17 protein-coding genes are annotated in these 22353 nt (G+C 53.5%); 10 read left to right on the top strand and 7 right to left on the bottom strand.

What is annotated here, in order from left to right:
• From AC23NW_RS04650 to AC23NW_RS04665, 4 genes are read left to right on the top strand one after another with little or no spacing between them, the layout of a single operon-like run.
• Positions 1-954 (top strand): dihydrodipicolinate synthase family protein, encoded by a 954-nt coding sequence (locus AC23NW_RS04650; protein ID WP_293840427.1) that lies wholly within the window; start codon positions 1-3, stop codon positions 952-954.
• On the top strand, positions 935-2038 hold the full coding sequence (locus AC23NW_RS04655) for a Kelch repeat-containing protein (RefSeq protein WP_487448010.1): 1104 nt from the start codon (positions 935-937) through the stop codon (positions 2036-2038). Before AC23NW_RS04650 ends, AC23NW_RS04655 begins: the two co-directional genes overlap by 20 nt.
• A gap of 20 nt (positions 2039-2058) precedes the next feature.
• A complete protein-coding gene (locus AC23NW_RS04660; RefSeq protein ID WP_487448011.1) occupies positions 2059-3294 on the top strand; it encodes an MFS transporter in 1236 nt (411 codons plus the stop codon).
• A gap of 31 nt (positions 3295-3325) precedes the next feature.
• A complete protein-coding gene (locus AC23NW_RS04665) occupies positions 3326-4441 on the top strand; it encodes a sialidase family protein (RefSeq protein WP_487448012.1) in 1116 nt (371 codons plus the stop codon).
• A gap of 56 nt (positions 4442-4497) precedes the next feature.
• On the opposite strand, the gene AC23NW_RS04670 is transcribed toward AC23NW_RS04665, so the two are convergent.
• Both AC23NW_RS04670 and AC23NW_RS04675 read right to left on the bottom strand, forming a co-directional pair.
• Positions 4498-6189 (bottom strand): exo-alpha-sialidase, encoded by a 1692-nt coding sequence (locus AC23NW_RS04670; RefSeq protein WP_487448014.1) that lies wholly within the window; start codon positions 6187-6189, stop codon positions 4498-4500.
• A 226-nt stretch (positions 6190-6415) separates the two neighbouring features.
• Complete coding sequence (locus AC23NW_RS04675) at positions 6416-7063, bottom strand: FadR/GntR family transcriptional regulator (protein ID WP_487448015.1); 648 nt, start codon at positions 7061-7063, stop codon at positions 6416-6418.
• 290 nt (positions 7064-7353) lie between these two features.
• Here AC23NW_RS04675 and AC23NW_RS04680 point away from each other — a divergent pair, with 290 nt between their 5' ends.
• Positions 7354-8262 carry a carbon-nitrogen hydrolase family protein gene (locus AC23NW_RS04680; RefSeq protein WP_487448017.1) on the top strand — a complete coding sequence of 303 codons (909 nt, stop codon included), beginning with the start codon at positions 7354-7356 and terminating at the stop codon, positions 8260-8262.
• On the top strand, positions 8259-8606 hold the full coding sequence (locus AC23NW_RS04685; protein WP_487448019.1) for a cupin domain-containing protein: 348 nt from the start codon (positions 8259-8261) through the stop codon (positions 8604-8606). Before AC23NW_RS04680 ends, AC23NW_RS04685 begins: the two co-directional genes overlap by 4 nt.
• Before the next feature lie 47 nt (positions 8607-8653).
• Here the strand turns inward: AC23NW_RS04685 and AC23NW_RS04690 are convergent, their stop codons facing one another.
• The 4 genes from AC23NW_RS04690 to sppA all read right to left on the bottom strand — a co-directional run bounded on the left by AC23NW_RS04690 (position 8654) and on the right by sppA (position 16145).
• Positions 8654-11698 (bottom strand): S9 family peptidase, encoded by a 3045-nt coding sequence (locus AC23NW_RS04690; RefSeq protein WP_487448020.1) that lies wholly within the window; start codon positions 11696-11698, stop codon positions 8654-8656.
• Between the two features lie 91 nt (positions 11699-11789).
• Positions 11790-12983, bottom strand: a complete 1194-nt coding sequence (locus AC23NW_RS04695; protein WP_487448021.1) for an acyltransferase family protein — start codon at positions 12981-12983, stop codon at positions 11790-11792.
• A gap of 117 nt (positions 12984-13100) precedes the next feature.
• Positions 13101-14306, bottom strand: coding sequence for a helix-turn-helix domain-containing protein (locus tag AC23NW_RS04700; protein WP_487448023.1), 1206 nt, complete (start codon positions 14304-14306; stop codon positions 13101-13103).
• Between the two features lie 72 nt (positions 14307-14378).
• Positions 14379-16145: a signal peptide peptidase SppA gene (sppA, locus tag AC23NW_RS04705; protein ID WP_487448025.1), complete on the bottom strand. Its 1767-nt coding sequence runs from the start codon at positions 16143-16145 to the stop codon at positions 14379-14381.
• Positions 16146-16360: 215 nt separating this feature from the next.
• On the opposite strand from sppA, the gene AC23NW_RS04710 reads away from it, so the two are divergent.
• Entirely contained in the window at positions 16361-17092 is a 732-nt protein-coding gene (locus AC23NW_RS04710) for a hypothetical protein (RefSeq protein WP_293835771.1), read from the top strand.
• On the opposite strand, the gene AC23NW_RS04715 is transcribed toward AC23NW_RS04710, so the two are convergent.
• Positions 17049-17657, bottom strand: a complete 609-nt coding sequence (locus AC23NW_RS04715; RefSeq protein ID WP_293835774.1) for an inorganic pyrophosphatase — start codon at positions 17655-17657, stop codon at positions 17049-17051. The genes AC23NW_RS04710 and AC23NW_RS04715 overlap by 44 nt on opposite strands.
• A gap of 205 nt (positions 17658-17862) precedes the next feature.
• Between AC23NW_RS04715 and AC23NW_RS04720 the strand changes: the two genes are divergently transcribed.
• The 3 genes from AC23NW_RS04720 (at position 17863) to AC23NW_RS04730 (ending at position 22306) form a co-directional block, all read left to right on the top strand.
• On the top strand, positions 17863-19371 hold the full coding sequence (locus AC23NW_RS04720; protein WP_487448027.1) for a M20/M25/M40 family metallo-hydrolase: 1509 nt from the start codon (positions 17863-17865) through the stop codon (positions 19369-19371).
• 205 nt (positions 19372-19576) lie between these two features.
• Positions 19577-21118, top strand: coding sequence for a YifB family Mg chelatase-like AAA ATPase (locus AC23NW_RS04725; protein ID WP_487448028.1), 1542 nt, complete (start codon positions 19577-19579; stop codon positions 21116-21118).
• A 141-nt stretch (positions 21119-21259) separates the two neighbouring features.
• Positions 21260-22306 carry a methyltransferase gene (locus tag AC23NW_RS04730; protein WP_487448030.1) on the top strand — a complete coding sequence of 349 codons (1047 nt, stop codon included), beginning with the start codon at positions 21260-21262 and terminating at the stop codon, positions 22304-22306.
• Positions 22307-22353: the final 47 nt, after the last annotated feature.

Below are 22353 nucleotides of genomic sequence, written 5' to 3' on the forward strand. Positions count from 1 at the left end.
ATGCAACATACACCAATTAAGGGGCTGTTTGCGGCCCCTTTTACTCCTCTGCACCCCGATGGAAGCGTGAATCCGGAGATGATCCCGGTTCTGGTTGACAACCTGATTGCCGATGGCCTGACCGGTGCCTTTATCTGTGGTTCCAACGGCGAAGGCCCGAACCTGACCATCAGCGAGCGCATGGCGGTGGCCGAAGCGTTTGTGAAAGCGGCCGGCGGGCGGTTACAGATCTGGGTCCATGTCGGGCATTCGAGTATTGCCGAATCACGGGCGCTGATGCAGCACGCGTATGAGATCGGGGCCGATGCGGCCTCGGCCGTAGCGGCGTTTTATTTTAAACCGTCGTCGGTCGATAACCTGGTCGATTGCATGGCGCAGATTGCGTCGGCCGCTCCGCAACTACCGTTTTATTACTACCATATCCCGATGCTGACCGGCGTCGGAATGGACATGATCCGGTTCCTGGAGCTGGCCGGCCGGCAGATTCCGAACCTGCACGGGATCAAGTATACCGCAAACACCATCTGGGAATATCAGGCCTGTCTCAACCATTTCGGCGACCGGTTCAACATTCTGTACGGGTTTGATGAAATGCTGCTGCCGGCGCTGGGTGCCGGGGCTACTGCCGCTATCGGAAGTACCTACAACTTCGCGGCGCCGTTGTACCTGGAGGTCATCAGAAATTACGAAGCTGGCCGGATGGAGGAGGCGCGTAAAACCATGAATCTACTGATCGATATGGTCAGGGCGTTTGTGAAATACCCGCCGATTCCGGCCCAGAAAGCCATTATGCACATGCTGGGGCTTGACGTAGGCGGGTGTCGTCTGCCGCTCGTGACCCTCTCGCCCGCCAATTATGATGCGCTGAAAAGCGAGCTGGAGCAGACCGGCTTCTGGGAGGCCCTGAAACCATTTAAACCGGTTACCTGGTCGGATGCAGTTACGGAGGCTTAAGGTTATTCTTTATCTGGTGTTGCTGATGATCCCGGTTTCCTTAGTTGCGCAGCGTACGTTTTCGGTAAAAAAACTGCCGCCCATTCCCGATGGAGATGGGTTTGCGGGATCCCTGGCGGGTGTATCGAACGGGGCACTTGTGGTCGCGGGGGGGAGCAACTTCCCGAACGGTGGCAGACCTTGGCAGGGTAGTATCAAAAAATGGTATGACCGGATTTTTGTGCTGGAATCACCGGCCGGGCAATGGAAAGAAGCAGGAAAACTGCCGGTTCCGCTGGGTTATTCGGTGACTGTTTCCTGGAAAGATGCGGTGGTCTGTGTGGGCGGCAGCAACGAAAAAGGCCACGTAGCAGATGCTTTTCTGATGCGCTGGAAAAAGCAGCGCATCGACGTTGAACCATTGCCGGCTTTTCCGCGTCCCGTGGCGAATGCCTGCGGTGCTCTGATCGGTGATGTGTTGTATGTGGCCGGTGGTCTGGAAAAACCGGATGCCACGCAGACGCTCCGGCAATTTTATGCGTTAGACCTAGCGGCACCCAACCGTATGTGGCAGCAACTGCCGGTCTGGGAGGGGGCAGGGCGTATGCTGAGTGTGGCCGCCGGATCTGACAACCGGTTCTATTTGTTCTCAGGAACCGATCTGGTACCGGATAAAACCACCGGTGCTGCGAGCCGTGTGTATCTCACCGATGCCCATGTTTTTGACATCAGGACAAAGCAGTGGAGCCGCCTGCCCGATCTGCCGCACCCGACGGTTGCCGCTGCCGGGCCGGCAGTGGTCAGGGATGGGCGGATAGTGCTTGTCGGGGGAGATACCGGCGAGTATGCCAGCCAGACCCTCACCCTGAAAGATAACCATCCCGGCTTTAGTACGGACATCCTTACGCTGCCGCTATCGGGCGGTAAATGGACTGTGCAGCAACAATTTCCGGTCGCTATCCGGCCGGATGCGGTGTCAAACCCTAATGCGAGCACGTACCTGCCCGTTACAACACCGCTGGTTCCGTGGAGAGGCGGATATGTGATACCCGGGGGAGAAGCCCGTCCGGGTACGCGTACACCCAACGTACTTTGGCTCAACTGACTAATGTAACCGAATGAGCGATGAAGAGCCAGACAGATAAGACCTATCGTTGGATACTAGTAGGATTACTTTGGGTGGTTGCCATGCTGAACTACCTCGACCGGCAAATGCTGTCGACGATGCGCGAAGGCATGCAGCTGGATATCCATGAGCTGGAATCGGCCACCAACTTTGGCCGGCTCATGGCCGTTTTTCTCTGGATTTATGGCATCATGAGTCCGGTGGCCGGTATGGTGGCCGACAAATTCAGCCGGAAGTGGCTGATTGTGGGCAGTTTGTTTGTGTGGTCGCTGGTGACCTACGCCATGAGCCACGCGACAACGTTTAATGAACTGTATGCCCTGCGGGCGCTGATGGGTGTCAGCGAGGCGTTGTATATTCCGGCGAGTCTGGCCATGATCGCCGACTTTCATCCTTCCGGCACCCGGTCGCTGGCAATCGCCATACACGTTACCGGCATTTATATCGGGCAGGCGCTTGGCGGCTTCGGGGCTACCATTGCGCAGCAGTTTTCGTGGCAGTTTACCTTCAGCCTTTTCGGGTTCGTAGGCATGGGCTATTCGCTTGTCCTGCTGGTGTTCCTGAAAGACAAACAACAGGCTGCTGCTGATGATCAGGCCGGTATGACGAAGCCGCCGTTATTTAAGGGCCTCATGCTGCTGGTAAAAAATCCCTCGTTCTGGATCATCCTGCTTTATTTTACCTTACCGGGAATTCCAGGGTGGGCGGTTAAAAACTGGCTGCCAACCCTGTTCTCCGAAAACCTGGGCATTGGTATGGCTAAAGCAGGCCCGATCGCTACGATTGCCATTTCGGTTTCGGCCCTGATCGGCGTCCTCTTCGGGGGCAGGCTATCGGACCGGTGGAGCCGGAAAAATCTGCGGGCACGCCTGTATACGGGGGCCATCGGCGTATCGCTGACCATTCCGGCGCTGCTGCTGGTGGGCTATGGCCATTCGCTGGTGCAGTCGGTGCTGGCAGCGGTTTGCTTTGGTTTTGGCTTCGGTATGTTTGATGCCAACAACATGCCGATTGTCTGCCAGTTTGTGTCGGGCCGGTACCGCGCAACGGCCTACGGCCTGATGAATATGTTAAGCGTATTTGCCGGGGCGCTGGCCACGACGGTGTTAGGGAAGTTTTCTGACAATAACCGGTTAGGCGAGGCTTTTGCCATGCTGGTGGTGCTGGTCATCATTGCCGTTGCGCTACAACTGGCTTTCCTGAAACCCCGCACCGATGATTTCACGGATAACTAACAGGCAACAAATACCTCAACCAAACCGACGTATGAATTACCGCATTTGGCAAACCCTCAGTTTCATCGCCGCTTTTCTGGTAGCCGGCACCGGCTTTGCGCAGGAAGGAAATGCCTTGTTCAGGGCAGGCGATAACGGGTATGCATGTTTCCGCATACCCGCCATCATCAAAACGACGAAAGGAACGCTGCTGGCCTTTGCCGAAGCCCGCCGGACGGGTTGCGGTGATGCCGGTGACATTGATATTCTTGTAAAGCGCTCGGCGGACGGCGGAAAATCGTGGTCCGGCATGAGCATGGTCTGGGACGATGCCGGCAACACCTGTGGCAACCCGGCTCCGGTGGTCGATGCAAAGACCGGCAACATTGTGCTGGTAGCAACCTGGAATCTGGGCAGCGATCATGAAAAGCAGATCATCGACGGCAGCAGCAAAGACACCCGCCGGGTGTTTGTTCTGTCATCAACCGACGAGGGTGTCAGCTGGTCAACGGCCCGTGAGATAACCTCAGCGGTCAAACGCCCCGACTGGACCTGGTATGCTACCGGTCCCTGCAACGGTATCCAGCTGGAGCACAAAAAATACCGGGGCCGGTTAGTGATTCCGTGCGACCATATTGACGCCGGAACAAAGAAGTATTTCTCGCACAGCATCTTTTCCGACGACGGCGGGAAAACCTGGCAGCTGGGTGGCACGACGCCAACCGACAAAGTCAACGAATGCAGCGTTGCCGAACTGCCCAAAGGCGTTTTGATGCTGAACATGCGGAACTACACCAGTGTCCGGGTGCGTCAGGTATCGACCAGTACGGACGGGGGCCAATCCTGGGCACCGCTACAGGGCGATACTACCTTGATCGAGCCGGTGTGTCAGGGGAGTTTGCTGTGGTATAAGCACAAAGGCAGAAAACCGTTTCTGGCATTCTCCAATCCGGCCAGTCAGAAGGCAAGGGTCAATATGACCGTCCGGCTGTCGTATGATCAGGGGAAAACCTGGGCTGCCCGACAGGTGGTTTACGAAGGCCCTTCGGCGTATTCGAACCTCGTCGTAACGCCGGCCGGTAATCTGGCTTGTCTGTATGAAGCAGGGCAGAAAAGCCCTTACGAAGGAATTTTCTTTAAAGAACTGCCGGTTGACGGCTTTAAGTAGTACTGCCGGTTTTCCGGGGTTGGTTTCGGCCCCGGAAAACCGGCTCATTTTGGTTATTATTTCAGCAGCTCAGCCAGCGGAATTTTCTGGAAAACCATATCGGCCTGACTGCTTTCGTAAATAATGCCCACGGTTTTTTCATCGACGGATGTCAGGCAGGAGTAGCCACGCCCTTTCAGTTCGTCCAGCAGTATATGATTTTTCGCCGGCCAGGTCATGCCATCATCAAAACTGACTTTAACCGTAATATGATCGCGGGCGGTTCGGGAAGCCGGATTAGCGAAAACGAGCAGGCTTTTCCTGCGTCTGCCCGCCGTATAGTCGTGCCGGTGAATACTGGCCATACAGGTTGGCTCAGGTAAGGCCCCGAACGACGTCGGATGCACTTGCCAGGTTTCGCCCAGGTTACGGGTTACGGCAATGGCCCGTCCGTTGGTTTCGCCGGGATCAGTCCGGTTTTTGTTTGCCCGCATATTGAGCATTACCGACCCGTCAGACAGTTCTACGGCCATATTTTCGGTTGTGCTGGCGTTGTAAGCCTTCGGACTTGTTTTCCAGGTCTTGCCCTTGTCGCGGCTATACGTAATGTTCGAAAAGGGTTCACCGGTATTGTCCCGTCCCTGAGTCGGGAAAACGAGTGTGCCGTCGGTCAGGGTAATTCCATGCCCGGGGGCCGGCGCCCAAAGCCACCAGTCTTCCTGTTTGCACATCTGCGTCAGGTTAACCGGCTCGCTCCATGTTTTGCCATCGTCGGTGCTTTTAGTCAGCAGAAACTGCGCCGTTTGTTTTACGTCGAAGCCCGGTTGCGAACCTTTTGTGCGCCACTGGTGATTCCAGTCTTTACTGGTTTCCTGTAGCCCTTCAACCCACTGGCCCTGGTCGTTTTTAACGCCGTACATCCATAGGCCGGCCACGTATATGGTATTTGATTGCCGGTCAACGAGAATGCACGCATCCGATACCCCGTTGAATTTTTGCGGCAGGCCACCCCATGTCCCTTTATCCAGGACAATCCGCATAGGCTCCCAGGTATTTCCGCCGTCGGTGCTCCGGCTTAAGCCGATGTCAATATCGCCCTGCAGGTCGCGGGCACTTTCGCGGCGCACATCATAAATCGCCAGCAACGTGCCCTGATTCGTGGTTGCCATGCCGGGAATCCTGAATGTGTGCACCTGATCGTCCATATGCTTTCGGAGGGCCAGACCAATCCGTTGCGTAATGCCTGGTGCGGGTGCACGGACAGCAAGGGCGGTCTGTTCTGTTTTGACACCGGTACAGGCGGCATCCACAACGTGTAGTAAATCGGCCTGATCCGCCAGTTCGTAAGATAGCCAGAAGTAATGATCGCCCGGTTCCAGTAACTGATTCCCCGCTATGGTAAAGGTGTTGCTGATGCGTTCTGCCACGCCGAACAGGCTGCCGGTGCGTGTGCCGGTCCCTTTTTCCAGAACCGAGTCGCGGCCGCAATAAAAGACCCGCGCGTGTTTCAGGTCCTTGAGATTTGTCGTACCGGTAGTCGAGAACGTAAATCCGGCGATCGTCCGGTTTGGTTCTGTAACACGCAGGTGAATCCGTAACACCGGATTGTCGGCTTTTCCTTTCAATACCGGCGTGGTGAATTGCTTCTGGCTGATGATCAGGGTGCTGTCGCTCAGGGACCGCATGGCGATGATGGCGGTTATAGCCACCAGACCGATGAGTGCCGATGCCCCGGAACGCCAATTGTACGTAAGAACGGCTTGTTTCATAAGCTGTAAAGAGGGTTAAGGTATGTTGTTTAAACAGGCAGGCGGACTAAGTCAGCTTGCAGGATTCAGGGTATACGAATGGAATTCTCTGTTCCGGATAAATAAAACAGTAATGAGCTTATGTACTACATATAAAAACAAAGGAAATGCCTGATACAAGTATTTCCTAATTTATGACAAGTTTTTTGCTGAATAGTTAAAGAAGAGGGCCTGATGCACGTATGCTTCAGGTCAATAAAATAGTATGAGGTTCGAGGTGCTTCAGCATACCGCTGGCAAAGTCGGCAGCCGTACCGTGCTTCAGAATATCTACTAAGTCCTGATGTGTGACCGATCCGACGGCATGGAACTGATGCTCGGTTTCATATTCCACTACATACTCAAAAACAGGCATCAACATCGCCTGGAAACGCTTAATGGTTTCATTGCCAGCCATTTCGTAAAGGGCGGAGTGAAAGGCAATTTCGCATTCTACTTTTTCTTCTGTCGTTTGTACCAGGGCTTCACGCTGTACAATTCCCTCCAGTTTCTGAATGCCTTCTTCCGTTTTGCGGGCAAAAAGTAATGATGCCTGACCCACTTCAAGCACTAACCGGAACTCAAAGATTTGTTTACGCGTATCGATGCCCAGAATATGCGGGTGCAGCATGCGTTCCATACCGCTCAGAATATCCGGTTGGGCCAGCACCATACCCCGGCGTTTTTTGGTTTCGATCATGCCCAGCATCCGCAACCGGCTCAGCGCTTCACGGACAACATTCCGGCTCACACCCAGAGCTTCCGCCAGTTCTATCTCCTTCGGTATGGCATCGCCTGGTTTAAACGCTTTATTGGTAATATATTCGCGTAGCCGCTCTTCAACCTGGTCGGCCATTGTGGTTGACACAATGGGCATTAGATCTAGCGGCAATTCTGTTTTTTCACTCATAGTACGTTTCCCTCAGCGTTCATGATGCATTCCCGGCTGCTAAGGTAATGAAAATTTATATGTGGTACATGTATACAAAAATTCTCCTGTTGGCAGACGTTATGAAAATACTGATTTTTGCAGGCTGTGTTGTTGCATCCGGTAGCCGTATCGGGGAAGCAGACCTTGTCCGCACCAATCCGTTCCGGACCTGGTAACACATTAATTGTTGGTTAAGATTTGTGATAAACTGTCGTATGACGATAAAAGCTGCTGTTGTTCAGGCTACTCCGGTCTTTTTTGATAAGGAGAAAACACTACAGAAACTTGAGACACTGGTGGCTGCTCAGGCAGAACAGGGTGTGCAGCTGGTGGTGTTTCCGGAATCGTTTATTCCCGGCTACCCGCGCGGATTTACCTTTGGCGCAACCATTGGCCGGCGGACGGATGCGGGCCGTGAGTTGTATAAAACCTACTGGCAGCAGAGTGTAGACGTCAGTGGCGACGATCTGGCGAGGCTGGAACGGATCGCCGGTCAGTACGGGGTATGGCTGGTTGCGGGCATTACCGAGCGCGATGCCGTCAACGGTAGCCTGTACTGCACGTCCGTTTATATTTCACCGACAAAAGGGCTGTTGGGTAAACACCGGAAAATAAAGCCAACCGGCGTCGAACGGCTGGTCTGGGCCGAAGGCGGAGCCGATAGCCTGCTGGCGTTTGATACGGAAATCGGTAAGCTCGGCGGGCTGATCTGCTGGGAAAACTACATGCCGCTGGCCCGGATGGCGATGTACCGGCAAGGGGTAGATATCTACATTGCCCCGACCGCCGATGCCCGTCCGACCTGGATCGCCACTATGCAGCACATTGCCTGCGAAGGCCGGTGTTACGTACTGGGCTGCAACCAGTTTTTCCGGATGGAAGACTATCCGGAAGCCTGTCGGGCTGCCCTTGCCGATCCCACGGAGGATATTAGTTGCCGGGGCGGCAGCGTAATTGTATCGCCGCAGGGCGAAATTCTGGCCGGTCCGCTCTGGGATCAGGAGGGGGTGCTGGTGGCCGACCTTGACCTGGACGAGGTCATCAAAAGCAAACTCGATTTCGATGTGATCGGGCATTACACCCGTGACGATCTGTTTCAGCTTACGATAACGACACCATCATGAAGCCTGTATCGATAGAAAATGCCCCGCATTACGTCTGGGGCGGTGATTGTGATGGCTGGCATCTGATGAGCCATCCGGCCGTGAGTATTATTCAGGAGCGGGTGCCGCCCGGGCGGGCCGAGGTCTGGCATTACCACGAACGGACGATTCAGTTCTTCTACGTACTCGACGGCAGGCTGACCATCGAAACGGGCGGGCAGCTACACCGGCTCAGTGCCCGGGAGGGCATGCAGGTGCTGGCGGGGGAGGCCCACCAGGTCCGGAATGAGTCGGATCAGGAGGCCGTCTTTCTGGTTATTTCCGTGCCGCCCAGCCATGGAGACCGGGTGCTGGTTGATCCATAAAAAAGCCCCGCCGGAATCTCCGGCGGGGCTTTTTTATGACAGGGCGTTTAGTACTTCATATCGCCTCGATCCTTCTCGGCGGCCGAGCGGCCTTCGCTCATCCAGCGGGGCATCGGCGCGTCTTTCAGATAGTAGTCAAAGAACTGATACATCCGGACGCTCAGGTCTTTGGCATTATGGCGCTGCACGAGGTTGTGATCTTCACCATTATACACCAGCAGCCAGACCGGCTTGTTTAACCGGCGCAGGGCTGAAAAGAACTCGATGCCCTGGTACCACGGTACGGCACCGTCAGCGTCGTTGTGCGTCATAAACAACGGCGTTTCCACGCGGTTGGCGAAGAAAAGCGGCGAGTTCTCAATGTAGTTCAGCGGCTTATCCCACAGGGTACCACCAATCCGGCTCTGCGTTTTTTCGTACTGGAACATCCGGCTCATACCCGTACCCCAGCGGATACCGCCGTAAGCACTGGTCATGTTGGCCACCGGTGCACCGGCTCCCGCTGCGCGGAACAGGTTTGTGCGGGTGATGAGGTAAGCCGTCTGGTACCCACCCCAGCTTTGTCCCTGAATACCAATGCGGTCGCGGTTTACGAAGCCTTTGTCGATCAGGCTCAGGACACCCGGTACGATACAGTCGTAGGCATTTGGACCCGGCTGACCGGTTGTGTACACGATGTCCGGTACGAATACCAGATACCCGTTTGATACACAATAAGCGATGTTGATCGTCGAGCGGCTCGGCGACGGTGCCTTGTAGTCGTTCAGGGTTTCGCTGTTTCGTTCGTAGAAATACACCAGCATCGGATATTTCTTCTTCGGATCAAAGCCTTCCGGTTTGTAGAGCAGGCCTTCCAGCTTCACGCCGTTGGTGCCCATCCAGTTTACCAGCTCCACGCTACCCCAGCGAATGCTGTCCTGCTGTGGGTTGACTTTGGTCAGTTTCACTGGAGAAGCCAGTGTCGTATCGGTTTGGTAGAGGTTGATCGGCTCCTGGAAGTTGCCTTTATAATACGTAACAACCGGTGCATTTTTGGCTTTTGACAGACCGAAGTACCGGTGATTACTCTGCGTCAGGATGCTGATTTGCCGTTCGTTATTCTTTGCCGGCATGGCTTTCAGAATACCGGTATGCTTGTCGCTTTCCCAGATACCGGTCAGGTACAGCGATTCGGCGGCATTGATCGGTTCGTTGTCAAAACGCTCTTCGCTTTCTTCCAGATCGGCGCGGCGTAACCGTACCTTATTCTGACGACCCCAGCCCATAGTCAGGTTCAGCGGCTTTTCGCGGCCGGTCGGGTCAATCTGCCAGATGTCGTAACGGTCATACAGCCAGAGGTATTTGTCGTTGGCTGTCCAGCCCGCAGTACCATAACTGCCCGGCAGGTTCGGCGTATCGTGCTCTTCGTCGAAAAACTTGCTCGGCAGACCTTTCGTCAGGTCGATCAGTTTGCTGTCGGCAATCGAGTAGGCACGCCACAGCGAATCCCGCTCGTCGAACCAGTAAGCATACTTGTTGCCCGGCGAGAGCTGTACTTCCGACGCCATCAGGTCGTTGCTGATTTTCTTTTTGTCGCCGGTCTGCGTATCAATCAGGTACAGGTCGGTGTGGCCCGGATCCCATGAGCTGATTACCTGATACGGCAGGTCGCTGGAACCCAGCAGATAGCGCGGGTTTTTGCTGTAGTCAGGGCGGACGTTCGGTACCTCGCGGCTGGCCAGCATCACCACATTGCCAGGGCGGGCTGTAGCCGTGGCCGGTAAGTTGGTCGTCAGGTCGCAGACCGTCAGGAAACCACGCTCTTTTTCTTCCCGCAACCGTTTCTGCTGCATAGGCTGCAACCGGCTGTCGGTCCAGCTCCAGATGTCCATTTTCACCTTTTCTTCGTCCGGCGTCAGGGTATCCTTGATGGACTTCTGCGGAATCGGTGCTGTGGCAAAGTACAGGCGCTTACCGTCTTTCGAGAAGCGTGGTGTCGTAAATTCGTTGATCGACCAGCCTTTCGGCAGGGCTTTGGTGGTCGTGTCGGCAATGGTCCACACGGCCGGCGCTACGGTTGTCGTTTTGGTTTTTTTACCGCTGGCAACGGCTCCCGTAAGCGGCTGCATGTTTTTGTAATACAGCGTAAAGGCTTTTACTTCGGCGTTGGCAGAGTCGGCCGAGGCGATCCATGCCAGATTCGTTCCGGTGGTATCAATGGCCAGACCTTTATAAATTTTGCGTTTCGAGCTGGTGTCAATCGTCGCGATCTGCTGGCTGCGGGTATCGAACAGATACACGCCCGGCACCGGATTCTGACCGGCCTTCAGGGAGTCAACGTGCGATTCGCGGCTGAAGAAAATCGATTTGCCGTTGTCGGAAGCGATTACACTGCTGACATACCGGATCATCTGTTTCGAGCCGTCGGCCATGTTAACAATAATCAGGTCATCACCTTTCGGCTTTTTGACGGCAGCGGCGCGGGCACCCGCCGACTGCGAGCGAGGGGCGGCGGTTTTCGGCGCCGGAGCCGTTGTGTCGGCTTCTGCTGTCAGATCGGTATCAGTGTCATTCCGGCGACGTCCGGGCGTAGGGCGGGCCTCGGCGGTCAGCCCGGTAGCACCGGCTTCTTTGCGTTCCTGCAAAAAGGCCAGCCAGTTGCCGCCGTTTTTACCGATCACAAACGATTTGGCATTCGGGAAACGCGTTACCTGACCGGTCGACAGGTTCAGTACCAGCAAACTGTCTTTCGGCATTTCGTCCGGCTTTTTCTTTTTCAGTTTCGCCTTGCGCGTATCGCCGTAAGGGGCTTTGAGCTTGGCTACCAGAAACTTGCTGTCGGCGGTAAACTGAGCCTGATACCCGCGCGGGAACCGGAATTCCTGCGGTACATTAGCCGCCGTACTGCGATTGCTTTGCCGGACATAAAGCGTCCCGTCGCCTTCCTGAACATCGACCTGATAGCTGATCCATTGGCCGTTGGCTGCAATTTTTTCGGAACGTGCGCTCTGCCAGCCATCGTAGTCGGCATGCGTTAGCGGACGTTTGTTGATTTGTGCAAAAAGGGAAAGCGGAATACAGAATAAAATTGTGAGATGAAGTAAACGAATCATACAGAGCGTTCATAATGAACGGACAATTTACGAAATATTTATTTTACGATACATAATCTCACGTTCAGGTTACCTGTACTTTTTTGAGAAATCAGGATTTTAAACCGAACAAAAAGCGGGTTAGCCGGAACGGACGAATGATAAACCAGTACAGCCCTGCGCATACCAGCAGCGTGGCCAGGCTGGTAAACAGGAAACCGCCATACACGCCGAAATTTTGTTTCAACACCCAATAGCCGATGATGACAATCACGGTCTGGTGCAGGATGTAAAACGGATAAACGGCTTCGTTCAGGTAAGGCAGCAGCCGGTGATTCCGGTTTATGTACCGGTAACTGTACCCGACCGACATAAGCACTGAGGCCCACATCAGCAGCAGGTTATTAAAAAAGTAGGTAACGTCAAGCGGTAATTCGGTATCGATCCGGTCGAAGCCGAAGATGATCGGCATGGCGTACATGACAACGGTAAACAGAAGGGTAGCTCCCAGAAAAATCCGGCGCTGGTCTGCCAGTTGTTGCCAGCATACAGGGCGGCTTACCAGTATATAGCCCAGCCAGAACAGCAGCAGGTTTTCAACAAAGTAGGCCCAGTCGTTGAGCAGTGCATGGGTCTCGTCGGGATAAAAGGGACGGGTCATCAGCTGGCTGATAAAGATGACCAGACCCAGCCACAATGCACCGCCTTTGCGCACCGTCAGCCGTTCGATACGGTCAACAAACCGCTGACCGTCGGCCGACTTAAGAAACATAAACACCGGAATGCTGATCAGCGAATACAGGAAGAGGTAGCAGATAAACCACAGGTGATGCCAGCTGAAGGCTCCGCCGGTACCGCCGTCGTGATACGGCTGAAAGCCGAATACGTTGGGATAAAACTCCGCATAGGAGCCCGAGAAACGGCCCCGGAAGAGCCATTCGAGGTAGATCTGCGGTGGTACAATTACAAACATCCCGAATACCAGCGGCACAAACAGGCGTTTGAACCGTTCTGAGGCGTAGGCTCCGTAGCTGCGTTTTCGTAATGCGAAAAACGTACCGGCACCCGATATGAAAAACAGCAGCGGCATCCGCCAGCGATGCAGCCACCGCATGACTGTTTCAAAAACGACACTGGTTTCCCGGCTCTGAATGTGCCAGCCCCAGCTGACATACATCATACCGGTATGGTAAAAAAGCAAGACAAGGATGGCAAATACACGGAGCCGGTCGAGGTCGTACCGGCGGGTAGCAAGTGGTTGTGCGGTTGTTGTCGTGGTTGAGTTGGCAGTCTGACCGGGCATCATAGCTTTTGTTGTCAAATTAGTTTGATGCCCCAAAATTGCCTTGCTAATGGCCGGGAACGGCTATTTTCCGGGGATTAAGAAGTTCATCCCGATTGGTACGAAGTCCGGAGGCGGGCATCAGCTGCCTGACGTTGCCTGCGACGCCCGGTATTGGGCGGGTGTCTGCCCGGCCAACCGCTTAAACGCGGTGTGAAACGCCGAGGTAGAATTATAACCGACGCGTTCGGCAATTTCGTCGATTTTGAGGTGGCTGTTGGCGGGGTCCTGCAAAAGCTGCTGTGCTGCCTGCACGCGGTATTGTGCCAGCATATCAAAAAAACTCTGCTGAAGCCGGTTGTTGAGTACCTGCGACAGGTGGTGGGGCGAGGTATTCAGCCGTTGCGCCAGTTTCGACAGGGTCAGGTCACTGTCGAGGTAAGGCTGTTCAGTCGCCAGCAATCGGGTCAGCCGGTTGAGTAACGTGTCTTCGATCTCTTCCGATAACGCCGACTTCTCATATTTTTTCTTTGGTTCCTCCGGCATATCCTGGTGCGGCTCCGGAACGGGCAGGGGGGCGGACCGGAAAAAGCTGGAACCGCTCATGACCGTAATCGTAGTGAGATAAACCGTTACCGTAATGTAACAGGCCAGCATGTAGTCGCCGAGATCATTATGAAAGTTGGGTTTAACAATGAGGATAAGAACCGGTAAGAGGCTGATGCCAATCGTCAGGTTGCGGATACGGGCCAGATAAGGCGGCTGGCTGCTGAAAAAGCCTGCGCCTTGCTTGCGGAAGGTTTGTCCGATACTGATAAACGACCAGGTCACGTAGATCAGCAGACTTACCAAAGTCATTTCGGTAACGAACGGCCGTAGACCGGTAACGTCTTCCGGTAAATAGTGCGGGCTGGGCTCAATAAAAGGTAGCTCAGGATGGTGGGAGTCGATGTAGGAATTATATTTAAAACGAACCGGCTGATAAAGCCAGGTGACGGCGTTGAGGGTCCAGATCCCGAAGGGAATCAGGTGCAGCCACCAGCGTTTGGGCAGGGTCAGGTGCGTGCGGGTATAGACAAAAAGGAAAAATAAAGGGCCGGGCAGAAAATTGGCGGGCTCCGAAAAGTCGACAATCTCCAGCATCCGGAACATGTAATTGGTATAATTCAGAAAGATTTCCGTCGTCATGCTGGTTACAGCCAGCATCATCCAGCCCAGACAGCGGTTACCGGGATCTAACCGGCGGCTCCCTGTCAGAAAGAAAATTCCCAGTAAAATGCCCTGCACAATTCCAAGGAGAATAATCAGTGCAAAAACATCAAAACGGACGGGCTGAGACGGCATCATACCGGAAAAGTAAACAAAAATGGCCAGTTCGTAAACCGGCCATTTTGTATTACCACGAGTAGTGTATGAAAATTAGTCTATTTTCAGCTCGAACGGCATGCGGGTCTGAATGCCCTGCATGGTTTTCAGCTTTTTCAGGTAAGTCACGTAAGGGGCTAAGTCGCCGAGTTGCGCCCGGAGCTTGGTCTCTTCGTCGTCGCTGAATGAACTGAACAACTGCTCGAAAAAGTCTTTTTTCCGTGGCAGATACTTCACGCGGTAGTCACCCTCGCCCAGTTTTGCCGATCTAGCCGCCAGTTTAATGGCATCGTCCAGACCGCCCAGCTGATCGACCAGACCGTTGGCTTTTGCCTGGATACCGGTCCATACGCGGCCGGATGCGATTTTCCGCACGCTGTCTACCGGCAGTTTACGGCCTTCGGCTACTTTGCCGGTAAAGGCGGCATAGATGCGTTCCGTGCTTTGCTGCATGGTTTTTTTCTGGAACGGCGACATTTCGTGGGTCACCGCCGGAAAGTCGGAGTTAGCGTTGGTATTAACGCGGTCGTAGGTAATACCCAGTTTATCCTTAAAGAACGTTTCGGTGTTAAATAACAGCGAGAACACGCCGATTGATCCGGTGATGGTGTTTGGTTCTGCCACGATTTTGTCGCAGCCCATGGCCATGTAGTATCCGCCTGACGCTGCATAGTCAGACATCGACGCGATCACCGGTTTCACTTTTTTGGTCAGCTGGATTTCCCGCCACATAACATCCGAAGCGAGGGCGCTGCCGCCCGGAGAGTTAATCCGGATCACAACGGCTTTCACCTTGTCATCAAGACGGGCTTTGCGGAGCTCGGCGTTGAAGCTTTCCGAACCAATGTTGTTATCCTCGGCTTTACCGCTGACGATGTCACCCGAGGCAACAATGACCGCAATTCGCTGGTTGATATCACCTTCTTTTACGTGTTTTTCGGCTTTGCTGTATTTGCTCAGCGTCACATAACCGATTTTCTTTTTCTCGTTGATACCCAGTTGCTTCCGGATATCGGTCTCCACTTGGTCATGGTAGGCTACATCGGTAATCATTTTTGCTTTCAGCGCATCCGTTGGTGTCTCCACTTTCAGGCTGTCGGCCAGGTTTTTCAGCGTTGCCACGGTCAGGCCACGGCTTGCGGCCACATTTCCGACAAAATGGTTATTCACCGAATTCAGAAACGACGATACCTGTAAGCGGTTCGGCGCGCTCATTTTGTCGAGAATAAACGGTTCAACCGCGCTCTTAAATTCACCGACACGGAAGATTTCCGGCTTGATACCGAGTTTGTCGAAGGTGCCTTTGAAGAAGGTTAATTCGGCATTCAGACCGTTCCATTCGATACCACCGGCCGGATTTACGTAAATTTTATCGGCAACCGAAGCCAGGTAATATCCTTTCTCGGTCATTACCTCGCCGTAGGCATAAACAAATTTCTTTGATTTTTTGAAGTCGATCAGCGCGTTGCGGATTTCTTCGAGCGATGCCCAGCCACCCTGCGGATATTCGGACTGCAGGTAAATCCCTTTAATATTCGGATCTGCCTTCGCGTTTTTCAGCGCATCTTTCAGATCAATAACACCAATAACATCAGACTCGGCATTGAACGGGCCAACACCGCTGAACGGGTTGTCAACGCCCTGTTCGGCAATGTTGCCGTTAAGGTTTACTTTCAGCACCGAGTTGTCGGCCACCTCTGTTTGCTTGTCTGCTGATGAAGAGAAGGCCGCGCTGATACCGATCAGGAGCAGGAAGCCGACAAATGAAAAAAGGAAAAGGCCGACGATGGTTGCCAGCACATATTTCAGAAACTGTCGCATGTATGATTTAGAACACTAAGAAGTTAGTCTTAAGCAATAACAAAAATAAAACGTAAAAAGGCACAGTATACTTAGAAAAGTGTTAAGTGTTTGCTTTAAAGGATAAGTGGTTAAATAAGGAAACCAGTAATTTTTACGTTAGGGCTGAACAGAGTGTTGCAGAACACTGTTGCAAAAAGAGTAACAAAATAAGCGTTAGTCATAATCAGTACCGGATGCGTTATTGGATTTGGATCATATGCATAAGTCTGGGCAGCGTAGAAACAGCCTATGCACAGGTTCCGAGTGTGGAAATTCAGGCACCCCGCCGGCAAGGGGTGGACAGTCTGCGCGCGTCCGGCAGGGTACGCCCCCGGTTCGTCATCAGTCTGGATACCCGCAATTCCTTTATTGCCGATAAGCCGGTGAACATCTGGGGCGGTAATCTTGGCTTTGCCTACGGAAAGCACCACCGCATTACGTTCGGCTGCTATTTCCTGCAGCCGGAATCTTACCGGCAGCTGCTGGAAAAATCCAGAATCACGGCCATTATCGGCAAGCAACCGCAGTATACCGGTAATCAGATTTACTTCGGGAGCTTCATGTACCAGTATAATATTGTGAATAACCGGCGTTTTCTGGTAGCAGTGCCCAGTGAGATCGGAGGGGGTGTATCAAATATTTTCCGGAAGAAAGTACTGACCGGCGAGCGCACCGGCGGGCTGGGGAGAGATATTTTTCTGCCTGTTCAACTCGGTCTGTACGTTGAGTGGCGGGCAACCCGTTACATTGGTCTGAGTGGCCAGTTCGGCTACCGCTACACCCTCGTACAAACCGATATTAAGCAGAATTATGATGGTACGTACTATTCATACGGAACGACCATCTACCCGGAAGTCTTTCGCTGGGTCCGGGATAAAGTGTTTAAGCGTAAAGAACCGCGTAATCTTCCATCGACATCCGGATGACTTCCTGCGCTTCTTCGCGTCCATATACATTAGCGATCTGTGTCATTGACTTCTCGCCCGGCAGGTTTTTATACGTCAGGAAGTAGTGCTGAAGGCGTTTCAGAACGGCTTCCGGCATGTCGCTCAGCTCGCGGTACTGGCCATACATCGCATCGCCTTTTAATACAGCAATGATTTTATCGTCGGCTTCGCCTTTGTCGATCATCCGGAAACCACCGATCGGAATAGCCTGCAGCATGATGTTGCCGTGTGTAATTTCGCGTTCCGTCAGGACACAGATATCGATTGGGTCACCGTCGCCTTTTTCAACGGTAAAACCGGCTTGTTCACTGGCAAATCTGGCAATATTATCGCCGCAATATGTCTGCGGAATGAAACCGTAAAGGGCAGGAATGATGTTTGAAAACTGTTGCGGACGGTCAATTTTCAGATAACCGGTTGTTTTATCGATTTCGTACTTAACCGTATCTGTGGGAACGATTTCAATAAATGCTGTTACGAGGGCGGGAGCCTGGTCTCCGATAGGGATTCCATGCCACGGATGTGCTTTAAATGAATGTTTCATACTGTAAAATAAGCGAACAGTCGCCGGACAGTAAAATGAAAATGTTTAAATTATAGGAGTAATTCGTTTTTTAGTCAATATCGCGGGATATACCTATCGTATGAACGGAGTATATACGGTATGTAACAATTTCCAGGCGAAAAATGTCTTAGCGGAAAAAATGGTTTTTTTGTACTTTTAAGAGAATTTCACGCTTTACTACTCTATGAACCTGTACTTTTACCGTAAATCGCGGTTGACCACTGTTTTATTAATCAGTGCGGTAGGCCTGCTTACTGCCTTTACCTTCACCGGCTCTGCCGACCGCCGGGCGTCTCTTGAAAAAGTTTTCGGCAAAATCAACGAAGAGGTGCTGAAAAACGGTAAGGCGTATACAACCCTGGCTGATGCATCGCAGCAGATCGGCCACCGGCTGACGGGAAGCCCCAACGGAACCAAAGCGGAGACCTATGCCTATGAGTTGCTCCGGTCGTATGGCTTTAAAGACGTCCGTTACGAACCGTTTGAGGTTGAATCCTGGATGCGGGATACGGTCACACTGAGCGTGGTTCCCAACAAAAGCGATAATTTCCGTGACCTGAAAGTGGTTTCTCTGGCCCATTCGCCGGTATCAGCCCACGTGCGCGGCGAGATCATCGACGTTGGCAATGGTCTGGAAGGCGACTTTGCGGCTGTCAAAGACAAAATCAAGGGTAAAATAGCCCTGGTAAATATTGGGCTGGCCGGCCCCAAAGGCGCACGGAACCTGCACCGTTCCGAGAAAACGGCCCTGGCCATCCAGCACGGTGCTGTCGGCGTAATTATGGTGAATCTGGTGCCGGGCGATGTACTGCTGACCGGTACGGCTTCTGTAACGGGTAAGCTGATTCCGGTTCCGGCGGTTTGTATTTCCTACGAAAGCGGTGTTGCACTCCGGAAATGGATCGAGGAAGAAAAGGAAGATAAGCTGCATGCCGTAATCGATATGACCAATAAGAGCCGGAAAATTCGTGCCCGTAACGTGGTCGCAACCCTGACCGGCAGCGATTATCCAAACGAAAAAATCATCATCGGCGGTCACCTCGATTCGTGGGATCTGGCAACGGGCGCCATCGACAACGGGATCGGCTCATTCTCGGTACTGGACATTGCCCGGACGTTTAAGGCGCTGAAACTGAAACCTAAGCGCACGATTGAGTTTGTGATGTTTATGGGCGAAGAACAAGGGCTGCTGGGCTCTAAAGCAATGGCTGCGGCCCTGAAAAACAACGGTCAGATGGATAAGGTGCGGTACATGATGAACCTCGACATGACGAACAATCCGGGCGGAATTAATGCGTTTGGCCGCGAAGAAATGGTATCGTTTTTTAAATCAATCGGCGACGTGATTCAGAAGATCGACCCGGCTTTTGCCAATACATCGGCGAATCAGGCGGGGCTGCATTCTGATCATCAGCCGTTTATGATTGAAGGGGTGCCGGTGGTTGGTATGAGCGGCAGCCTGACTAAAGAGGTATTGGACTGCTACCACGCCAACTGCGACCGCATCAATCTGGTTAACAAAGACCACATGACCAATACCGTTCGGTACACGTCTATGGTGCTCTATGGCTTGGCGGATGCCGATGACATCCCGACTAAACGGCTGGATGATACCAAAACCCGTGATTACCTGATCGCACAGGGCCTGCGTACGCCGTTGCAGATCGCGAACGAATGGCGGTGGAAGGAGTAGGACTCCGGATGCCGGATTTTTACTGGTGGTGGCACGATTTGGACGGTGTAGCCTTCCGCTCGTGCCACCACCAGGTATTCTGTTTTAAAAAGGCGCTCGAGGGAGCGCCTTTCTGGTCATATAGGTCTCTGGTTGTTTAAGGATGCGTTAGATGATGAAGCTGATGTGTCTCTGCCGGCAAGAGATGGTACAAAAAGTAGCTTGTATGTTTGCAAAAACGTTTGGAGCAGCCGTTTACGGCGTCAATGCAACAATTATTACGGTGGAGGTCTCGGCAGGGCAGGGCCTTCATTTCTTTATGGTAGGTCTGCCCGACAGTGCCGTGAAGGAAAGTGAGCAGCGGGTTGAGGCATCGCTGAAATATACCGGCTACCGGATGCCCCGGCAAAAAGTAGTGGTTAACCTGGCTCCGGCCGACATCCGCAAGGAGGGATCTGCCTATGACCTGCCGATTGCCCTGGGTGTGCTGGAAGCCTCAGAACAGACTACCTTTCAGCGCAATCTGAGCGACTACGTGATTATGGGCGAGCTCTCGCTAGACGGTCAGCTGCGTCCGATCAAGGGCGTATTGCCGATTGCGATTGAGGCCCGTAAGCAGAAGTTTAAAGGCTTTGTGCTGCCGGTCGAAAATGCCGGTGAGGCGGCTATTGTCAATAACCTCGATGTGATTCCGGTACGGACCATTCAGGATGCCGTCGCCTTTTTTGAAGACAAAAAAGACATTGAACCGCTCGTGGTGGATACACGCGACCTGTTTTTCAACAGTCAGAATGACTATGAGGCGGATTTTTCGCATGTGCAGGGTCAGGAGAACATCAAGCGGGCGATGGAGATTGCCGCTGCCGGCGGACATAACGTGATTATGATCGGGCCTCCGGGTGCCGGTAAAACGATGCTGGCCAAACGCCTACCCTCTATTTTGCCGCCGCTGACGCTGGCAGAGGCGCTGGAAACAACCAAGATTCACTCGGTAGCCGGGAAGCTGGGGAAACAGGCACAACTGCTGTCAAAACGTCCTTACCGCAGCCCGCACCACACCATTTCGGATGCGGCGCTGGTAGGTGGGGGTAGCTTTCCGCAGCCCGGTGAAATCTCACTGGCCCATAACGGGGTATTGTTTCTGGATGAGCTGCCGGAATTTAAACGGTCGGCGCTGGAAGTGATGCGGCAGCCGCTGGAAGAACGCAAGGTAAGTATTTCGCGCGCAAAGTGGGCCGTTGAGTTTCCGGCCAACTTTATGCTGATTGCCAGCATGAACCCGTGTCCGTGCGGCTACTACAACCATCCCGAAAAAGAATGCGTCTGTGGCCCCGGCGTGGTGCAGCGCTACCTGAACAAAGTCAGCGGACCGCTGCTCGACCGGATCGACCTGCACGTGGAAGTTACGCCTGTATCGTTTGACCAGATGACCGCTAACCGGCCGGCCGAAAGTTCCGAAACGATCCGTGAGCGGGTAATTAACGCGCGGGAAATCCAGACAAAGCGGTTCGAGGGGAATGACGGTATCTATTCCAACGCCATGATGCCGTCGCAGATGGTGAAAGAAGTCTGTGAAATCAATCAGGCCGGAAAGATATTGCTCAAAACAGCCATGGAGCGGCTCGGACTATCGGCCCGTGCCTATGACCGCATTCTGAAAGTAGCCCGTACCATCGCCGATCTTGCCGGGACAGACGAAATCCGGATCGAGCACCTGGCGGAAGCCATTCAGTACCGGAGCCTGGACCGCGAGAACTGGGCAGGGTAACGGTAGAACGGAATACTATTCCGTTCTGAATAAACGACGAACCTGCCGTGGAGCGGAATACCAGTCCGTTCTACAGAAGGTCGCGCAAACAATTTCCGCCGGAATGCACTTACGACCTATAAACGTTCCTCTGAAAATCGCATGCAACTAAGCATTACACCCGATAACCCGCTTGAATGGCTGGCCCTGAAAATCAATATGGTGCCGTGGCCGTTGTTACACGCCCAGATTATGCCGGTCATCAGCAAGGCCGTGCTGGAAGCGGCAGACAGGGGAGTGTTCGAAGCGGTGGACCAGGGACATCAGACGGTGGAGGCCATTGCCACAACCTGTGGGCTACACCCTAAACCGACCCGGGAGTTGATGGGATTACTTACCGCACTGGGTTATTTTACCTTCCGGCAGGAGCGCTTTACCCTCGCGGATTCGGCCAGGCGCTGGGTGCTGAAAGACAGTCCGGAGTCGGTGGTTGGTATGATGCTGTATAATAACCGCGTGGTATGGCCCTGGCTGGATCAGTTAGGAAACTATCTGCAAACCGGTGAAGGAATCGATTACCATGGCAAACTGAATTCTGAGGAGTGGGGCTACTACCAGCACGCCATGAGTTCGGCTACCGGGACCGAAGCTAAAGAGTTCGGCCGGCGCGCACCGGTACCTAAAACGGCCACACGCATGCTGGACATCGGCGGGGCACACGGGCAGCATTCCGTCGCCTTATGCAAGCGGCTTCCCGAACTCACGGCTACCATTCTCGATCTGCCCGAAGCGATTGACAAAGCGGCACCGTATCTGGCAAAATCAAACATGGGCGCCCGTGTTTGTCATAAGCCGGGCAATGCCCTGACAGACGATTTTGGCCGGGAGGCCTACGACATTATCCTGATGTCGAGCCTGGCCCATCACTTTACTCCGGAGCAGAATCAGGCGGTGGCGCAGCGGGTGGCGGCGGCGCTGAAACCCGGCGGCGTCTACATCATCAATGAATTTATCCGCCCCGAAACGGGTGCTAAACCGGAGCTGGTCGGCAGCAGTACCGATTTGTTTTACGGGCTTACGAGTGCCGCCGGTAACTACAGTCTGGCAGAGATAAATGGCTGGCAGCAAGCCGCCGGCCTGAAAAAACACCGGGTTATCTGGTACCGGACCATACCCGGCCGGGCCATGATTGTGGGCAGGAAACCGTAGATTTAGATTTTTTAACAACGGATTTGTACGAACTTTGCAAAAATGTT

Source organism: Arsenicibacter sp. R0_47, from assembly GCF_057652235.1.